General features: G+C 51.9%; 13 protein-coding genes. 2 read left to right on the top strand and 11 right to left on the bottom strand.

From position 1 onward, the window contains the following. Positions 1 to 54 precede the first annotated feature (54 nt). From ACFSX3_RS12420 to ACFSX3_RS12395, 6 genes are all read right to left on the bottom strand, one after another. Entirely contained in the window at positions 55 to 1299 is a 1245-nt protein-coding gene (locus tag ACFSX3_RS12420; RefSeq protein ID WP_209992372.1) for a HAMP domain-containing sensor histidine kinase, read from the bottom strand. A gap of 3 nt (positions 1300 to 1302) precedes the next feature. Next, on the bottom strand, positions 1303 to 1998 hold the full coding sequence (locus ACFSX3_RS12415; RefSeq protein WP_209992373.1) for a response regulator transcription factor: 696 nt from the start codon (positions 1996 to 1998) through the stop codon (positions 1303 to 1305). 209 nt (positions 1999 to 2207) lie between these two features. Then, entirely contained in the window at positions 2208 to 4019 is a 1812-nt protein-coding gene (uidA, locus tag ACFSX3_RS12410; RefSeq protein ID WP_209992374.1) for a beta-glucuronidase, read from the bottom strand. A gap of 36 nt (positions 4020 to 4055) precedes the next feature. Further along, positions 4056 to 5405, bottom strand: a complete 1350-nt coding sequence (locus ACFSX3_RS12405; protein WP_209992375.1) for an ABC transporter substrate-binding protein — start codon at positions 5403 to 5405, stop codon at positions 4056 to 4058. Positions 5406 to 5432: 27 nt separating this feature from the next. Further along, positions 5433 to 6263, bottom strand: a complete 831-nt coding sequence (locus ACFSX3_RS12400) for a carbohydrate ABC transporter permease (RefSeq protein WP_209992376.1) — start codon at positions 6261 to 6263, stop codon at positions 5433 to 5435. Between the two features lie 11 nt (positions 6264 to 6274). After that, positions 6275 to 7159 carry a carbohydrate ABC transporter permease gene (locus ACFSX3_RS12395; RefSeq protein ID WP_209992397.1) on the bottom strand — a complete coding sequence of 295 codons (885 nt, stop codon included), beginning with the start codon at positions 7157 to 7159 and terminating at the stop codon, positions 6275 to 6277. Positions 7160 to 7409: 250 nt separating this feature from the next. Here ACFSX3_RS12395 and ACFSX3_RS12390 point away from each other — a divergent pair, with 250 nt between their 5' ends. Together ACFSX3_RS12390 and ACFSX3_RS12385 are read left to right on the top strand one after the other, a co-directional pair. Next, positions 7410 to 9209: a sensor histidine kinase gene (locus ACFSX3_RS12390; protein WP_209992377.1), complete on the top strand. Its 1800-nt coding sequence runs from the start codon at positions 7410 to 7412 to the stop codon at positions 9207 to 9209. Further along, on the top strand, positions 9199 to 10806 hold the full coding sequence (locus tag ACFSX3_RS12385) for a response regulator transcription factor (RefSeq protein ID WP_209992378.1): 1608 nt from the start codon (positions 9199 to 9201) through the stop codon (positions 10804 to 10806). The genes ACFSX3_RS12390 and ACFSX3_RS12385 overlap by 11 nt, the downstream gene beginning before the upstream one ends. Before the next feature lie 499 nt (positions 10807 to 11305). On the opposite strand, the gene ACFSX3_RS12380 is transcribed toward ACFSX3_RS12385, so the two are convergent. The 5 genes from ACFSX3_RS12380 to ACFSX3_RS12360 all read right to left on the bottom strand — a co-directional run bounded on the left by ACFSX3_RS12380 (position 11306) and on the right by ACFSX3_RS12360 (position 17042). Further along, positions 11306 to 12424: a GNAT family N-acetyltransferase gene (locus ACFSX3_RS12380; RefSeq protein WP_209992379.1), complete on the bottom strand. Its 1119-nt coding sequence runs from the start codon at positions 12422 to 12424 to the stop codon at positions 11306 to 11308. Positions 12425 to 12503: 79 nt separating this feature from the next. Further along, a complete protein-coding gene (locus ACFSX3_RS12375; protein WP_209992380.1) occupies positions 12504 to 13811 on the bottom strand; it encodes an ABC transporter substrate-binding protein in 1308 nt (435 codons plus the stop codon). 100 nt (positions 13812 to 13911) lie between these two features. Beyond that, a complete protein-coding gene (locus tag ACFSX3_RS12370) occupies positions 13912 to 14742 on the bottom strand; it encodes a carbohydrate ABC transporter permease (protein ID WP_209992381.1) in 831 nt (276 codons plus the stop codon). An 11-nt stretch (positions 14743 to 14753) separates the two neighbouring features. Next, entirely contained in the window at positions 14754 to 15665 is a 912-nt protein-coding gene (locus ACFSX3_RS12365; protein ID WP_209992382.1) for a carbohydrate ABC transporter permease, read from the bottom strand. Between the two features lie 63 nt (positions 15666 to 15728). Continuing rightward, positions 15729 to 17042 carry an ABC transporter substrate-binding protein gene (locus ACFSX3_RS12360; RefSeq protein ID WP_209992383.1) on the bottom strand — a complete coding sequence of 438 codons (1314 nt, stop codon included), beginning with the start codon at positions 17040 to 17042 and terminating at the stop codon, positions 15729 to 15731. Positions 17043 to 17449 lie beyond the last annotated feature (407 nt).

The raw sequence follows: 17449 nt of genomic DNA, 5'->3' as shown, positions 1-17449 counted from the left end.
ATCGAAGCTTACAATAAAGTGAAGGGGAAGCTTACATTAATGTAAGCTTCCCCTTCACTTATCTCCTTTATTAAACGAAATTCTGAATTCCGTTCCTATTCCTAGCTGACTGGAAACGGTAATCATACCGCCTTGTTCTTCAATAATAGACTTGGATAACGGCAAGCCAATGCCAATACTTTGAGGCTTTGCCGTACTTTTCCCTCTATAAAAGCGTTCGAAAATATGAGGCAAATCTTCTGGGGCTATGCCTTCCCCCCGATCTTGAATGATAACTGTCCGGAACATTGAATTATCTTCTAATGTAATATTAATTTTGCCTCCAAGCGGTGAGTGCTCCAGTGCATTTTTAATCAAATTTATAAAGGCTTCTCCCAGCCATTCTTCATCCGCCCGAACGGTCATTTCTTCATTACCATGAATATCGATTTGCTGCATTCTTTGATCGGCTAACATTCGCAACGATTGTACAGCATGAACAATGATTGATCTCACTCGAATGTCTTCCTTCCGGAACATGATTGCTCCGGCTTCGACCCGTGCCAGCTTCAGTAAACTGATAATCAGCCATTCCATTCGCTCAAGCTGCTTCGTGCTCCGCTCTAGGAATTTCGATCTCATGTCCGGATTCATATGGGGATCATTCAGCATATTCTCATTAAAAACGATGAGGGATGCCAGCGGTGTTTTGAGCTGATGCGAGATATCTGAGAGCAAATTACGAAGAAATGTTTTTTCATGTTGAAGCTGATTAAGACTGTTATGCAGCCTTTCAGCCATCGCATTGAAACTACGGCCTAAAGTGCCAAAGTCACCTTCAATGTTATCCGGGAGCGGCCCATCCACATGTCGTTCTACCACTTGATCCGCTGCAAAGGAAATGGCTCGAATCTTAGCAAAAATGTTACGATATTCCCAAAGTAATAACAGCAGCACAGGGATGCCAAACAGCAATACTTGCGCTGAGGTTTTCATAGGTATAGCGGTACCTGAAAGTAAAGGCTGATCACCTATGGGCATATCTTCTTTATAAGCATATTGAGCTAAGGTTTGTTTTCCCTCTGCAATCTCAATCTCCGTCGCCCCCTGAGTAATATAGTGAATCATACCATCCTCTAACTGAGGGTCTTGCTTCAAAACATATCCAATCAGTGCGGCATTTTGATTAACCAAAGCCTTATGGATATGGTTGACTTGATCACTCATAAAAAAGAACATGAATACCGCAAACAAAACTTGGAGTACGATGACTTTAACGGCGATGGACTTCCACTCTGGATTACGGAATAACTCAATCATGAGTTATCGTCCGATTACTTCTGCATTCCATTTATATCCGACCCCTCGAACAGTAATTATATATTCCGGTATTGCAGGATTATCCTCAATCTTCTCTCTTAATCTTCTAATATGAACCGAAAGGGTATTGTCATCAACGAATTCACCTGACATATCCCACAGGTGATTCAGAAGGCTGCTTCTGCTGCAAATTTTCTTAGGATGTTTCATTAACATCAACACCAAGCGATACTCCATTCCTGTCAGCAACAGCTCTTGATTACGCTTAAGAACAGCTCTTTCAAAGACTCGAACTTCAATATCACCGGATCTCCATTCCCTTACCTCATCCTTAGACTTATGGTTGCGCCTTAATACAGCCTTCATTCTGGAGATAAGTTCTTTGGTTCGAATCGGTTTAGTCATATAATCATCTGCCCCCAAATCAAGACCAACAACAACGTTGGCTTCCTCATCCAGAGCAGTCAAGAATATAATGGGAATCTGGGAGGTTGCCCGGATCTCTCTGCACAGGTCATACCCTGAACCATCAGGCAGATTGACATCCAACAAGATTAAATCGACTGTATTTGTTTTTAGTGCTCTTCTGGCTTCTTCCATACTAACCGCTGCAATAACTGTATATCCTTCACTTGTTATCATATATTCAATACCGAATGCCAAGTTTTCATCATCTTCGACCAGTAAAATCCGATTCATTGTACACCTCATTTAGGGAAGAACATTAATATAAGACTTACTTGCTTATAAGAGCCTTATTATATTATGCCACCCTTTGCATTATAATATATTATTAGAATCATTCAACTCTGCAAAAAAAGGCTTACCGGTCTACTGGGGGGACATATAAAAAAAAGCAAGCCCCCTAACGAAAGGCTTGCAGTCTTACTTGTACACAACGGTTCAAATTACTTCTTATAACCAAAATCCGGTATAGCCGTCCATCTCCGGCGAAGCTCGTGGGCTGCCGCCTTGGGCTTGCGGTCACGGGTGAAGATGCCCTTCTTGTTCCCCTGCACACGGATAATACCCTGGCTGGTGGCAAAGTCGGCGAAATTCCATACCTGCTCGCCCACAAATTCGGGAAATTCATCGAAGACTTCATGGTTGGCGCGGTAGAACGCCACCTGATATTCTTCCGTGAACATGATTGGCTCCACATCATGCAGTCCGGCCACAGTATCGGTTCCATATTCGGTCATCATCATCGGCTTGCCGGGGCACCGCTGGCTCCACGCTTCCAGCTCCAGCCGCAGCTTAACCTTAGCCGACTCCAGGTCTCCCCCGTCCACATACCAGCCGTAATACCGGTTGAAGGCCAGCACATCGATCAGCTCAGAGATTCTGTCGTTCGCCGGTGAAGCCTCGATATGTGTCACCAGGGTCACCGGACGGTGCTGCGGATCTTCCTCCCGCAGCTGCTCGATCAGCGGCTTGAAATATTCGTACGCTCCATCCTCATAGGAGGCCGGTTCGTTCGCAACATTCCACATCACTACACAGGCATGGTTCTTATCCCGCTGGATCAGCTCCCGGATCACCTGCTGGTGATGCCCGAAGGTCTGGACCTCTGCCCAGGTATCCTTCTTCGAACCTCCTGAGAACATCACCAGGAAATTAAGATCCAGGCCTACCGCCGGAGTCTCATTAATCACGACGAAGCCTTCACGGTCGGCCAGCCGCATCACTTCCTCGGCATACGGATAATGTGCCGTGCGGAAGGAATTGGCCCCGGACCATTTCATCAGATTGAAATCCATAATGTTCGCGGCTTCGTCCAGGCCCCGTCCATGGAACGGGGTATCCTCATGTCTGCCGTAGCCCTTGAAGTAGAAGGGCTGGTTGTTGATCAGGAACTTCCCGTCCTTCACTGTGACCGTCCGCACGCCGAACGGCAGCTCATAGACATCAAACACCTGCTCCGCTTGCAGAAGCTCAATCTTTAGGGTATACAGATAGGCATTCAACGGCTGCCATAGTCTGACAGATGGAATATCCAGTACACCGGACGGCTCCGTGCCTGAGCAGACCATGTTCCCCTCTTCATCCAATACCGTAACCCGGACCTCAGCTTCTCCGCTAATGTCCACGCTATAGCGGACTATCCCCTGCCTCTCCTCCCCCTGCTCCTCCTTGTAATCGGTCACTACAGTAACGTCCTGAACGAAGGTGAGCGGCGTGGAATAGATCCGCACCGGCCGCTGCAATCCGGCAAAGTTGAAGAAATCAAAGTTCGGCTGGTTCTTCACCTTAAGCTTCCCGTCCGGTCCTTCGCTCTCCGTGTACAGGCCAACAGGCAATGTGGTGTAATCCACCACATTATTCACGGCAACCGTCAACCGGTTCGTGCCAGCTTGAATATAGTCATTTACCACCGCTTCAAAAGGCAGGAAGCCGCCGGCATGCTCCATGATAAGGCTCCCATTGATAAATACCTTCGCCTTATGGGTCGCCGACCCGAACCTCAGGACAAGCCGCTCATTCATGACGTTACGCGGAAGGGACAGCTCCCGCTCATACCAGACCCAGCCGACATGATTACGAATCTCCGGGCTTACGCCAAGATCATTGTACGCCGAGGGCACCGCCATAGGGATCGTATCTGTGAGCTTCGATGCCTGCCAGCTCTCGTCCCAGCAGGAGCCATCGTCCAGCTTGAAATTCCATACCCCTCCCAGATCATACAGACTGCGGGTTTCCGTCATCATTGGATACAGCATGAACAACACTCCTATCTACTTTCTCTTCTCTTTTATTCAGGATTTGGAATCAATAATCTTCTGAATCTTGGTTTGTGCATGCTGAATTGTATCATCAATACTTTGACCGGACAGCATCATTTTATCGAACTCCTCCAGCAGCACTTTCTCCAGCTCAGCGTGATAAGGCACTGCCGTAGCCGCAGTAGTGGATTTGGTATTCTCCAGAACGTAGAGCAGGGAAGCTTTATCGATCATCTCCGGGGTTTTGCTGCCTGCAATGATCCGGTCGACCACATCGTTCAGATTCGCTTTTTTCCAGGACGGGATATTCTTGCCTTGCAGCACGATCCCTTCGGTGGAGAACCAGCGGATGAAGGTGTAGGCCTCGTCTTTATGCTTGGACTTGCTGTAGACGCTCAGAACATCCCCGCTCACATTCGAGGACATCGGATCTTCCATCTTCATCTTCGGCAGCGGAGCGAACACGGTCTTGAAGGTAGCCGGAATGGTATCCGTTCCCCCAGTCTCCGGGATCAGGAAGGTCCCCGTAACAAGCATACTGGTGTCCTGGTTGAAATATTGCGGTCTGTAGTTCAGCTTCTGGCTGACCACCTCAGAGTAAGGGGTTGCGGAGCCTTCCGCTTCGCCCTGAAGACGCATTTCAAGGGACTTGCGCATGAACGGATTGTCGATATTGGCGGTCTTGCCGTCATCGGTAGTCAGATTGGCATTCACCGGCTGGCCGAAGTTCTGCACCACATAGCCATATTGAATCCAGCTGTGGAAGTAGGTGCCGTACCGGGTTTTATCGCCCGTTTTCTTCGTCATCGCCTTGGCGTATTCCATATACTGATCCCAGGTCCAGTCCTTGGGCAGCTCAAGTCCGGCCTCCTTCAGATGATTCTCATTGATAATAACCAGACCCTGGGAGGACTTGCCGGGCAGTCCATAGACCTTGCCGTCAATACTGGTATCGGATGTATATTCGTCCTTGAAATTAATGCTGTCCTTGGCCAGATAATCATCCAGCGGCTCAATCATCCCCAGGCCTGCCCGCTGGGACAGGAAGGTCATGTTACTGAACATGATAATATCCAGATCATCGCCGCCGGCCACCGCCAGGTCGAGCTTCTTATAATACTCGTTGGAGTTATTGTCCTCCGCAGAGGCGAATTCCACCTTAATGTTCGGATGCTGCTTCTCGAACTCGGCAATCACGACATCCCAGTTGTCCATTTTTTTGGCATACCAGTTGCTCAGCTTGATCGTTACCGGTGTATTGCCATCCTTCCCGGCACCCGTTGCCGCCGGCTCCTTCTCTGCATTGCCAGCGCCTCCGCAACCGGATACCAGCAGGGATAACAGCGGTAAGGCGATGAATAGATTACGTTTTACTTTTGACATGATTTGGCCCCCTGTAATGTAATTAGTCTAGCCTTTGACACTGCCCATCGCAACTCCCTCAATCACCTGCTTCTGGCCGATCATGAAAATAATTAACAACGGCAGAATGGCCGATACAGCGCCTGCCATCATCAAGGAGTAGAACTCGCCGCTGAAATCAGCGAATTTCCGGATGCCCAGCTGCAGGGTAAACAATGAATCGGAACGAAGGAAGATCAGCGGATTCTGGTAATCATTCCAGGTCCAGATAAAGCGGAGAATCATATAGGTAGCAAGGGCTGGCTGCACCAGTGGCATGGCAATCCGCATGAAGATCGTCCAGTGGCCCGCTGCATCAATCCGCGCCGATTCAATAATTTCATCATGGATTCCCAGGAAGAACTGTCTCAGCAGGAAGGTTCCAAGCACGCCGGAGGCGGCAAGCAGCACCAGCCCGAAATGGCTGTCGAACAGTCCAAGCCAGCGGTACATGATGAACTGCGGAACCAGAATGGCCTGCGTCGGAATCATGAAGGTGGCCAGGACAACCAGGAAGAGAATATCCCGCCCTTTGAAAATGATTTTGGAGAAGCCGTAAGCCGCCATCGCAGAAATAATCAGCGACAGCGCTGTAGACATCAGGGTCACCTTCGTGGTGTTCCAGTAATAGAGTGTGAACGGCACGGCTCCCGCCCATACCTGCTTGTAGTTCTCCACCATATTCCATTTCGACGGAATCCATTCTATCGGATATTTCATGACATCCAGCTCGGGCTTGAAGGAGGCAGAGAGCATCCATAAGAACGGCATAATGAACAGGATTCCGGCAACCCCCATGAAGATGGTGACAATAACACGGTTAAGCTTGATCGATCGCATGTGTAAACCTCCTAGTAGTTGACCCATTTCTTTTGTCCGACCCATTGAAATAAGGTCACCAGCAGGATGAGTATCAGCAGAATAATGCCCATCGCCGAAGCATAACCCGACTCCAGATTCACGAACGCCACCTCATACAGATAGTAGACAATGACGGAGGTTGAGCCTGCGGGGCCGCCGCCGGTTAACACCATAATCAGATCGAAGACCTTGAAGGACCCGACAACTCCTGTGATGAGCAGGAAGAAGGACGTAGGCGACAGCAGCGGCAGTGTAATTCTGAAGAATTGTCTGAGCGGTGAGGCCCCGTCAACATCGGCGGCTTCATACAAATCCCGTGAGATATTCTGAAGGCCCGCCAGATAGATGACCATGTTGAAGCCGAGTGAAGTCCAGACCATAATAATCATGACCGAGACTAGTGCGAACTTGGGATCAGCCAGCCACATGGGCGGATGCTCGACCCCGATAGATCTGAGGAATCCGTTGATCGGACCGTTGTTCGGGTGATAGAGCACTCTCCAGAGCAGGGCAATCGCCACGAAGCTCGAGATGAAGGGCATGAAGTAGATCACTTTGAAAAAGGTTTTGAAATACGTTGCCTTATTGATCAGCACCGCCAGCACCAGCGCCAGGAACATCGCTACCGGAACGACGGCAATCATGATCAGGTTGTTGTAGAGCGAGCGGTGAAAGGACTCGTCCTGCACCAGCCGGGTGTAGTTATCCAGACCGACAAACCCGAACCCGTCCAGACCGGATACAAAGTTCCAGTTCGAGAAGCTGATCACACCGGATAGTAGAATCGGAATAATTACCAGTGTTACGGTCAGAATGAGCATGGGGGCAATGAATAAATACCCTGCAATATTGTCGTAAAAGGATTGCTTGCGCATCTTGCTTATCCCGGGGCTGCCGGACCGTTTTGCCGTCCCCTCTTCAGTAATAACCTCCACTTTATCCACCTCTTTTTATGTTTGTAGCTTTATTATAGAAGGGCAAATTTTATAGCACATGCAACGAATTTATCTGTGGCGAAAACTTTGTATAGCATTATTTTTTCTAAATTGAAAAAATTATTGGATGAGCCGAACCGCAGAATCAAGTACCATAAGTCTGTGAAGGTCTACTACTGGAGGGATATTAATGAAAGAAAAGCACAGGCTCAGTCAGCTCTCCTTCCGGCAAAAGCTAATCCTTACCTCCATCGCCTGCCTCGTGATTCCGGCACTGGGGATGCTCTATATTACCAATGTCTATTCCAAGCTGATTATCCGGGAGCATTCCTTGGAGAAATCCACACAGTCCCTGAGAATTGTCCAGTCGCAAATTGATGTCATCTTCGAAGAGATGGTGTCAGTGTCGAACTTCGTCCATTTCGATCCGGAGATCAAGACCCTGCTGGAGGATGCCAAGACCAATCCCGTAGCTGCGCGGACCCTGACCAGCCGCCTGGAGCAGGTGGCCGGAGACACCATCGATCTGCGGATCACTCTGCTGGATAAGGAAGGACATGCCTATTCCGATTATTCCTTCTATGATTATGATCCCCGGCAATTTCTGAAACGGCGCTGGTTCTCCACTCTGGAGCAGCTCCCGCCGTATGATACCTTATTTATGGGAGCAGAAGACAATTACCTGACCTCCCTGCAGGCGGAGCAGCCGTATATCTTCATGACAGCGCGTGCCTTAAGAGAAGAAACAACTGCCGCCCCCTACGCTTACCTGATTGTCAGCCGCAGCGAGGCTGCGATCCGTGAGCGGTTTGCTTCACTGGAAGAGGATGTGTATCTGCTGGACGAAGAGGAGAACATTCTGTCGAACCGGAACCAGGAGCTGATAGGCACAAGCTTTGACCATCTGCTGCCTGTAGATGAGCTGGTCTTCCCTGACATCGTCAAGTTCAAGGGGGAGAATCAGCTCCTCCTCTCGCTGCCGCTGAAGTTTGCCAGATGGAGACTCATCAGTGTCGCTCCCTATGAGCAGCTGACGGAACGGTTGAACGGGATTAACCGGACCGGCCTGATAATTCAGACGATATTTGCGGTCAGCTTCTTGTTCGCGCTTACTGTTCTGCTGCGGAGATTCACCAAGCCCGTGCTTGTCCTGGGCAAGGCGGCCCGCCGGGTGGAGGACGGGGATCTCATGGTGCGCTCGGGCATCCGGGGAACCGATGAGATCGGCAGCCTGGGGCACTCCTTCGATAACATGCTGGACCGGGTGCAGCTGATGCTCAGGCAGGTGGAGACGGAGCAGGAATTGAAGCGCCAGGCGGAGATTGCGATGCTGCAGGCCCAGATTAACCCGCATTTTCTATTCAATGTGCTTAGTTCGATCCGGCTGAAGCTGCTGATGAAGCAGGATGAGGAGAATGCTGCGATTGTCGGTTCCCTCTCTGCTATGCTGCGGGCCAGCTTTTCCAGCCGGGAGGAATTCGTCTCGATTGCCAGTGAGCTTGATTTCACGAAGCAGTATATGGAGTTAATGCGGTTCACGATGAGATATCCTACGGAATATGCAGTGCATGTGGACAAAGAGCTGCTGCTGGAGACGGTGCCGCGGTTCATCCTGCAGCCCATTATTGAAAATGCTTACAAGCACGGGTTCTTGCAGGGCGGAGGGCGGGTCGTCATCACCATCGGACTCGTCCAGTCCAGGCTAACCATTACCATCGAGGATAACGGCACGGGAATGGAGGAGCATACGCTCGTAGCTCTGCTTCAGCACATCAGGCAGAAGGATGCGGAGATAGGCGCCTTGAGTGCTGAAGGGACGCCAGTGGCAGAGTCCGCTCACGGCATCGGATTAATCAACGTCTACCAGCGGCTTAAGCTAATCTACGGTGAGCTCTTCGAGATGAACATTGAGAGCATTCACAAGGGACGCACCACCGTACAATTAATCATGCCCGTGAAGCGGATAGGAGCAGATAATCATGACCTATAAAGTAGTACTAGCAGACGATCATTATCCGGTGTTGGAGTATTTAAGCACTTCGATTCCCTGGGACACCCTCGGCCTTGAACTATCGGCTTGCTGCTCGGACGGCAGACAGGCCTGGGAAGCCTGCCAGCTGCATCAGCCGGATATTCTGCTTACGGATATCGGCATGCCGGCGATGAATGGACTGGAGCTAATCCAGAAGGCGCGGGAGGTGAACCCTCAGCTTCAGACGATTATCCTGTCCTGCCACGGGGAATTCGAATATGCCCAGAAGGCTGTGAAACTGAATGTGGCCGAATATATATTGAAGGAGAGCCTGCAGATCGATCAGGTGATTGCCGTATTGACGGAAGCGGTGGCCCGGCTGGAGGTGAAATTGAAATCCCGTAACCACTATCTCCAGATGGAGAAGCTGGTCAGCCAGAACCATGCCGCCATCCGGACCAGGTTCATCCGCATGTTCGTGGAGCAGCCGGTCTGGGATGAAGCCGAGTGGTTCGGACAAGCCGAAGCGATGGGCATCAGCCTGCACAAAGGCACCCCGTATCTGCCTGTACTGGCGGTCCCGGAGCGCTCCTATGAGCTGGAGAGGCGGTTCGGCGGAGTGGTGAACCTGCAGTTCGTGATGGATAATATGCTGCAGGAATTCCTGGAGATAGACGGCATTATCCAGTTCGCGCTGACGGAACGGCAGTTCATCCTGTTCATTCCTTTGCCGCATATCCTCGTCCGCAATCTTTATGAGGAGTTCCGTAATAAATTCCGGCATGTTCAGAGAATGGCGAAGCTGCATCTGCGGATGGGGATTTCCTTCTTTTACGGGGAGGATACTCCAAGTCTGATCGACATTAAGAAGCAGATTCAGGCGCTGCTGGATTCCCATGCCCTGCGCTTCTATACCGCCGAGGGAGCGATTATGAAGTACGCGCCTGTCCAGACCAGCGGCGAGGACCTGTTCGTGCATTATTCGGAGATCCTCCAGCAGCTAAGGGACTGCATTCAGCAGGAGGACAGCTCGCAGCTTGCGGCCAAGGTCAGGGAGATCAAGCAGTATGTCGGGGACCAGAAATATCCGGTGGAGAGTGTAAAGAGCTGGCTGCTCAAAATGGTGATGGAGCTGGAATTGAAATATGTCGTCATGCAAAACTTCGTCAACAACTTCAACAGTGAGCGGCTCCAGCGCTCAATCCAGGAATTCGAAACGCTGGAGCAGCTCATGGAATGGCTGGAGGAATTCCTTAAGGATAAAATACTCATGCTAAGCTCCATGTGGAAGCAGAATGTCCGTAAAGAAATAGCCGAAGCCAAACGTTATGTGATGAATCATATAGGCGAGAAGGTTGGCATGGAGGAGATGGCGAAGCGTCTGGGCCTGAACCCCACCCATTTCAGCCGGTTATTCCGGCTGGAGACCGGGCTGACCTTCATTGAGTATGTGACCAGAATGAAAATGGAACAGGCCCGCGATCTCCTGAATCAGACGAACCTGACCATCGTGGAGATCGCGGAGCAGCTGGGTTATGACAACGTCAGCTACTTCATCAAGCTGTTCCGTAACTTCTCCGGCATGACTCCGGCGGAATTCCGGAAGTCCATCTAGTACAGCATCAGATTTAATTCTGTGAATAGGTCAGATCCCGGAGGTTACGTAAAACGAAACTGCCGCCGGCCGGTCGAGTTTGCTCCTAACGGACCTGAGGGACCCTATTCCCAGAAAAACGCCACTTTTTGCGGGTTAACGGACTGAGTAGCCCTTATCGTCTCTCTACAAGATGTTTAGAGTAGAAATTCCAAGAATAAGTTCCATGGGGTCCGTTCCTTTGCCCAAGTGGTGACTTTCATCCAGAATAAGCGCGCCTCAGTCCGTTATGCCGGGCCAAACGCCACTAAGGGACAACCGCTTTCGCCTGGGAATGGCACCTGAAGGGGTTGGCTCCACTCCTGTAGTCCTTCAGGCATCATAGCGCCCCATCCACCAGTTTAAATCTGATGCTGCACTAGTTTTGTATACAACAACAAGCCGGAGGCAGGCACATAAGCGCCCATCTCCGGCTTGTCCGTTGCCCGCGGCGAGCAGGGATTATCGCGCAACGGATGGCTCAGTATTTATCAATCTTGTACCAGAACAGGGGCAGCGGGAACCAGCCTATAGGCGCATCCACTGCCATATAACGGCTGTGCTGCGTGAGCAGCAGGGCCTGGGCCTGCTGCCGGTCAAGAATCACGGCATCCGGCCGGGCTGACCGCTCAACCGTAACCCCCTCTTCGTCCACCCGCGCCGTCACCGGCTGTCCGTCCATTACTGCGGAGAATTCTCCCGGGATAATGCCTGTAGTCTTGTACTTCAGCGTGAGGTAAGCCTTCAGGACATTGGCGAAATCCAGAATATGATACATATCGGAATTCTCGATTACGAAGTCTTCGGCAATGCTGCCAAGAGCCGTATTCAGCGCGATGTCATATTCCGGCGTATCTACAATTATCCGCTCTGCCCCGCTATACTCCCGGTAAGCCTTGAGCGTCCGCAGAATATCGTCCGGATTCTCCACTGCGAATTCAGCTATTTCATCGCCCGCTTCGTTGACAACCAGATACCCGATCAGCTTGCCCTGATCCAGAACGCCGAGTGCCTTTTGACAGAGGGTGCCGAAAATTAGCGGCAATTGCTCTAAGCTGCGTTCAACATAAGCCAGCCGCGAGGTGTTCATGCTGTGCGCAAATTCTGCACCGCCTTCAATCTCAAACAGCGGACTGAAGGATATTCCGGTGTCATTCACCCCTCTTAAGCCATGGCGCACATTGGCCTCTGCCACGGTATATTTGAACTTGACACCGCCAAGCGTGAAGCCGAAATACTCATATCTCTGCCGCTGTCCATATAATACAACCATATCACAGGTACCCCGCAGCTCTTCAAGCCACAGGTTCATAAGCGCTCTCATATGTCCTTCGCCTCGCGCACGCGGATGAACAGATACCGTACCCAGATAGCCGGTACGCAGCGTATGATCACATACCGTCAGAGACTCTGGAAAAACAGCCACCAGCGCACGCAGCCTGCCCTGCTCGTCCACAGCAACCTTATGCATCGCTGATGAATCTACGCTCTTGTCATACGCCTTGGGCATTAGAATTTCAAAATCAAAGCGGAAGGCAAGGTTGGCCAAGTCTATGTATTCCTCGCGTTCGTGCGGAGCTGCCGTTCTGTATTTAACCATTGTGTCCTACCCTTTCAGTCTATATATTCAACTGCTTCCCTGACTATATTCTAGAGGCATCTCCCATCTCCTGCTCAGGTCACTCTGATTTCCGCCGCTTAGCCGCAGCCTCATCAATCGCCTGCTGGATATTGGCCAGTGCGGTCTCCAAGGGCTGTCCAGCAAGATACTGGTTGACGCCCTCCAGAATCTTCACCTGGAGCGATTCGGTGGATACCGTATGCGGCCAGTAGAGCGTAGCGTCCTCGCGTGTTACCGCAGCGGCAATGGACGAGACCGAATCGCTCCGGTCCGTCGGGGCCGAGATGACTGAAGGCACTGCCAAAGCGCCTGCGGCCAGCTTCTCCTGCGTAGCCCTGCCGTTCATGAACGCCACGAACTGCTTGGCCTCCTCGGGATGCTCCGTCCGCGAGCTGATCACCCGGTACGTGCCGACATTGATATTCGGCACCGTCCGCACACTGCCCGGCACCATCATGAAGCGGATATCCTGAGCCGGATTCCGCTCCTTGATGCTGGGGATGTCCCAGGTTCCGGTAATAATCATAGCCGCCTGGCCTGTGCCGACCAGATCCTTGGCTTGCTCATGCTTCAGGCTCTTCCAGTTGGGCGGCACGAATCCCCGGTCGATAATCTCCCGGTGCTTCTGGATGGCATCCACGAACACCGGATCATGGGTCCGGATCTCCCCGCTCTCCAGCTTCTTGGTCCAGGCGGCATCCGCCCCGTTATCCGACATGATAGACCCCCAGAAGAACTGGGCTGTGGACCACTCCGCATCCATTGCCACCGGAATAAGCCCTTCCTGCTTCAGCTTCACGCAGAGCGCAAGGAACTCGTCCCAGGTGCGCGGAACCTCCAGCCCGAGAGAGTCGAACAAGGTTTTGTTGTAGAGCAGCCCATCACTGTGCATGACCTCCGGCGCTCCGTATACCCGGCCGCCCACCGTAACCGGCAGCAGGGAGTTCGGGTAGAATTCCTTGAGGAAATCAGCGCCCGTCAGGTCCAGATACATATCGCTCCGCAGAGCGCGGAATTCCTCGAACAGGCTGGGCGACCACGTATCGAATACATCCATCGGCTCACCGCCCAGCAGCCTGATCTTAATCCCCGCCGTATAATTATTGTTCTGGATGAAATCTGCATCGATCTGGATGTGGGGATACAGCTTCTCGAATTCGGCAATCGCATCAAAATACACTTTGCCTGCTTGCGCCGTATCCAGCAGATAGCTGGAGTACCGGAGGGTGACGGGTTCGCGGGTGTCTGCCGCTCCGCCTCCGCCGGATAGCAGGGAAGCGTCTGTACTGCTCCGGGTATCACAGCCGCCAATCGTGAACAGCAGCAGAACAATGCTGCCCCAGATACCGGGTCTCCACTTCTTCATGACGCTTCCCCCTCCTTAATCTATTCTCCGTTCGCTTCTGTAACGTTCTTGCCCTATCGTTATATTCTGACCGATTCCATAGATTGCAGTCAACGGACAATCAGAGCTTGCCCCCCGAAGTTGCAATCCCTTCGATAAATTGCCGCTGGAACAGGATGTAGATGAGCAGCATCGGCCAGATGGCCAGCACGGAAGCCGCCATCAGCTCCGGGTAGTCCACCGCGAAGGCGCTTTGAATCTTAGCCAGGGCCGAGGAGAGGGTCGCCGCGTCCGAGCTTGTGTTGACGATCATCGGCCACATCAGGTCCTTGAAGGAGAAGAGGGCCGTGAATATCCCGAGGGCCACCAGACCGGAGCGGACCAGCGGGAGCATGATTCTGGCGAAGGTCTGGCCGATATTGCAGCCGTCGATCTTCGCCGCCTCCTCCAGCTCCTTAGGCAAGCCCATGAAGAATTGTCTCAATAAGAAGGTGCCGAAGGCACTGACCAGCCCTGGAAACAGCAACGCAAAGATCGTATTGCGCATCCCCAGCGCATCGACCATCAGATATTGCGGGATGATGAATATCTGGGTTGGCACCATCATCTGGAACAGCACCAGACTGAAGCAGAAGTCACGCCCCGGAAATCTTAGTCTGGCAAAAGCATATGCCGCCATCGCGCTGAACATCACCGCGCACAGCACCCGAAGCGTCATCATCGCAAACGTATTCCAGTACAGCATCAAAAAATTATTCTGCCGCCATACCTCCAGATAATTCTCCACCCGCCAGGTCTTGGGGAAAAAGATAAACGGATTCATCGAGGTGGACTCCGTAACCGACTTGAACGAGGTCAGTACCATCCAGACGAACGGCAGAATCATCGCGGCTGCTCCCAGGAGCAGCACAAGGTGGGCTAAGATACGGTTAAGTTGTTTATGTTTGGCCATCGTGCCGCCTCCTACATGTAGTTGACCCATTTTTTTTGCGCCCGCATCTGGAAGAAGGTGATGATCATGATCAGCGCGAGCAATACCATTACAACTGCTGAGCCATAGCCCTTATTCGAGTACTTGAACGAGTTATTATAGAAAAGATACACTAGCGATACTGTATGGTCATAGGCCGGGTTACTCACATCGATCATCATATAGATGACATCGAACACTTGCATGGCCTGGATAATCGTGGTCACCACAACAAAGAACAGGGTTGGCGTTACAAGCGGCAGGGTGATCACGAAAAATTGGCGTACCCGGCTGGCCCCGTCGATATCCGAGGCTTCATAGAAGTCCTTCGGAATCTCCTGCAGACCGGCGAGCAGCAGCACCATATTATAGCCGATGACACTCCAGATTCCGATCACCGCGATGGATAAGATCGCTACCCTCGGGTCCGTCGTCCAGTTGACGGCCGGAAGGCCCAGCTTGGATAGCCCGTAATTAATTAGGCCGTAGTGCTGGTTATACATCCAGCGCCAGACCATGGTAACTGCCGCAGGAGCGGCGACCATTGGGATGAAATAGATCGTGCGGTACAGCGAGCGGCCCGCGAGCTTACCGTTCAACAGGACGGCCACCAGCATGGCGATGGCAATGCTGGCAGGCACGACCAGCAAGGCATAGAGCAGGGTATTGCCGACAGCGTGCCATACCTGGGGGTCCTGAATCAGCTTGCGGTAGTTCTCCCATCCGATGTAGATATTGCCTCTGCCGAAATCTCCGCTCTTGAAGAAGCTAAGGTAAGCGGTCTGCACTATTGGAATGAAGTTGAGGACGATAAGGCCGATCATCGTTGGCGCGATCAGGAACCAGCCCCAGGACCATTCATTCCAGGTTTTGGCTCCAATTTTTCTCTTGACGGTATGATTCATCTGCTTCCCTCTCCTATCAAACTTGCGGCAGCCCTGAGGCTGCCGCAGGCATATGGCTCATGCTTATTTCTCTTCCGCCAGACTCTCATTCATCACTTTGGCTGCATTACGGGCTGCTTCCTCTACAGACACCTTGCCGGAGAATGCCGGCTTCAGCGCTTCATAAGCCTTGTCTTCCCAGACAGCCGTAGTATTGGAATATGGACGGATTACGCCATAGCTGACCATGTCAACGAATGCCTTGATGTTGAAGATCTTGTTCGAATCCACCCACTTGTCAGCCGCGCCTTTGTACGCCGAGATGGCAACGCCCAGCTCCGCCTGGCGCTCCTGGCCTGTCTTGGAGCTTAAGTATTCCACGAACTTCCACGCTTCCTCCGGATGCTTCGTCTTGGCATCAACCGCATTGCCGAGGCCGTTATAGATGGAAGCCTGCGCAGCCTTCTTGGGCAGGACGGCCACATCGAAATTCTTCGCCATGAACTCATTCTCTGTGAACCCGCTCAGGTTCCATGAACCGAACAGGCCCATTGCCGCCTTACCGTTCTTCAGCAGATCGGCGCGCTCGGCATCCCCGTACACCTCTGGCGACAGCCCGTCACGTACAAAGCTTACATAGAAATCCAGCGCTTCGATCGTCTTCGGATCGTCATAGCCTGACTTCTTATCCGCTGTAATAATGGTGCCGCCATTTTGATAGACGAAGTTGTAATACCCCTCCTGGTTGTGCATCGGCGCGAGGAAGCCGTATACCCCGTCCTTGGTGAGCGCTTTCGCTGCGCTGTGCAGATCATCCCAGGTCCAGTTCTCATCCGGGTATTTCACACCCGCCTGGTCAAACAGCGTCTTGTTGTACCATAGCCCGATGGTATCGAAATCCTTCGGAACCGCATATTGCTTGCCCCCCAGATTATAGATCTGGTTCAGGCCTTCCGGGTAATTCTCCAGCTTGACGTCTTCGCTCTTACCGATGCGGTCTGTCAGATCAAGCAGCATGCCGTTGTTCGCATAGCGGTAGATCTCATTGGAATGCATCCAGAAAACATCCGGCAGCGAGCCGCCGGTCGCTCCCGCTTCCAGCATCGTCCAATAATCGGACCAGCCGGTCACCTCAATATCGACCTTGATGTCCGGGTTCTTGCTCTCGAATTCATCGGCAATAGTCCGCAGCCCCTTCTCCTGATTGGAATCCCAGATCGCGTAGGTCAGTTGGACCTTCTCTCCGCTTGCTTGCTGTGTAGCCGCTGCCTCTGCGGACGCGCTTGCCGATGGTGCAGCCGCCTCGTTATTGCTGTTGCTGCTACCATTGCCGCAAGCGGTCAAGGTGGCCGCTGCAAGCAGGATGGACAATACGGTTGCTAAGCTTTTTTTCTTCACTAGAATTCCCCCAACTTCCATTTAGGATATGCTGCATCTGCTGCATCTCCAATAGTAGGTGAAGGCGGACGGTATCGAAATGGCTGTTTTTTACGGAAACATTCCCTTTTTTGACCAATCCCCGGAAGCGGCAAAAAGTGCAGCCGCAGCGGATGCACTTCTTTTACAGACTCTGTTCTTTTTTTGACAATTGCCATTCCCAGATGAAGACGGCGTTGTCCATTAAAGGCGTATAGCCCGGCGTAACGGACTGAGGCGCGCTTATTCTGGTTTAACTTCACCACTTGGGCAAGTAACGGACCTCATGGACCTCTGTCAAGAAAGTAGATACTCACGCAACGGATGCCGTCGTAAACTGCTTAGCGAATCGGGCGGGGGAAAGATACCCCAGCGTGCCATGCATTCGC

The organism is Paenibacillus rhizoplanae, from assembly GCF_042684125.1.
GTDB classification, from domain to species: Bacteria; Bacillota; Bacilli; order Paenibacillales; family Paenibacillaceae; genus Paenibacillus_AQ; species Paenibacillus_AQ rhizoplanae.
This window is presented reverse-complemented; position numbering and strand designations above follow the sequence as displayed.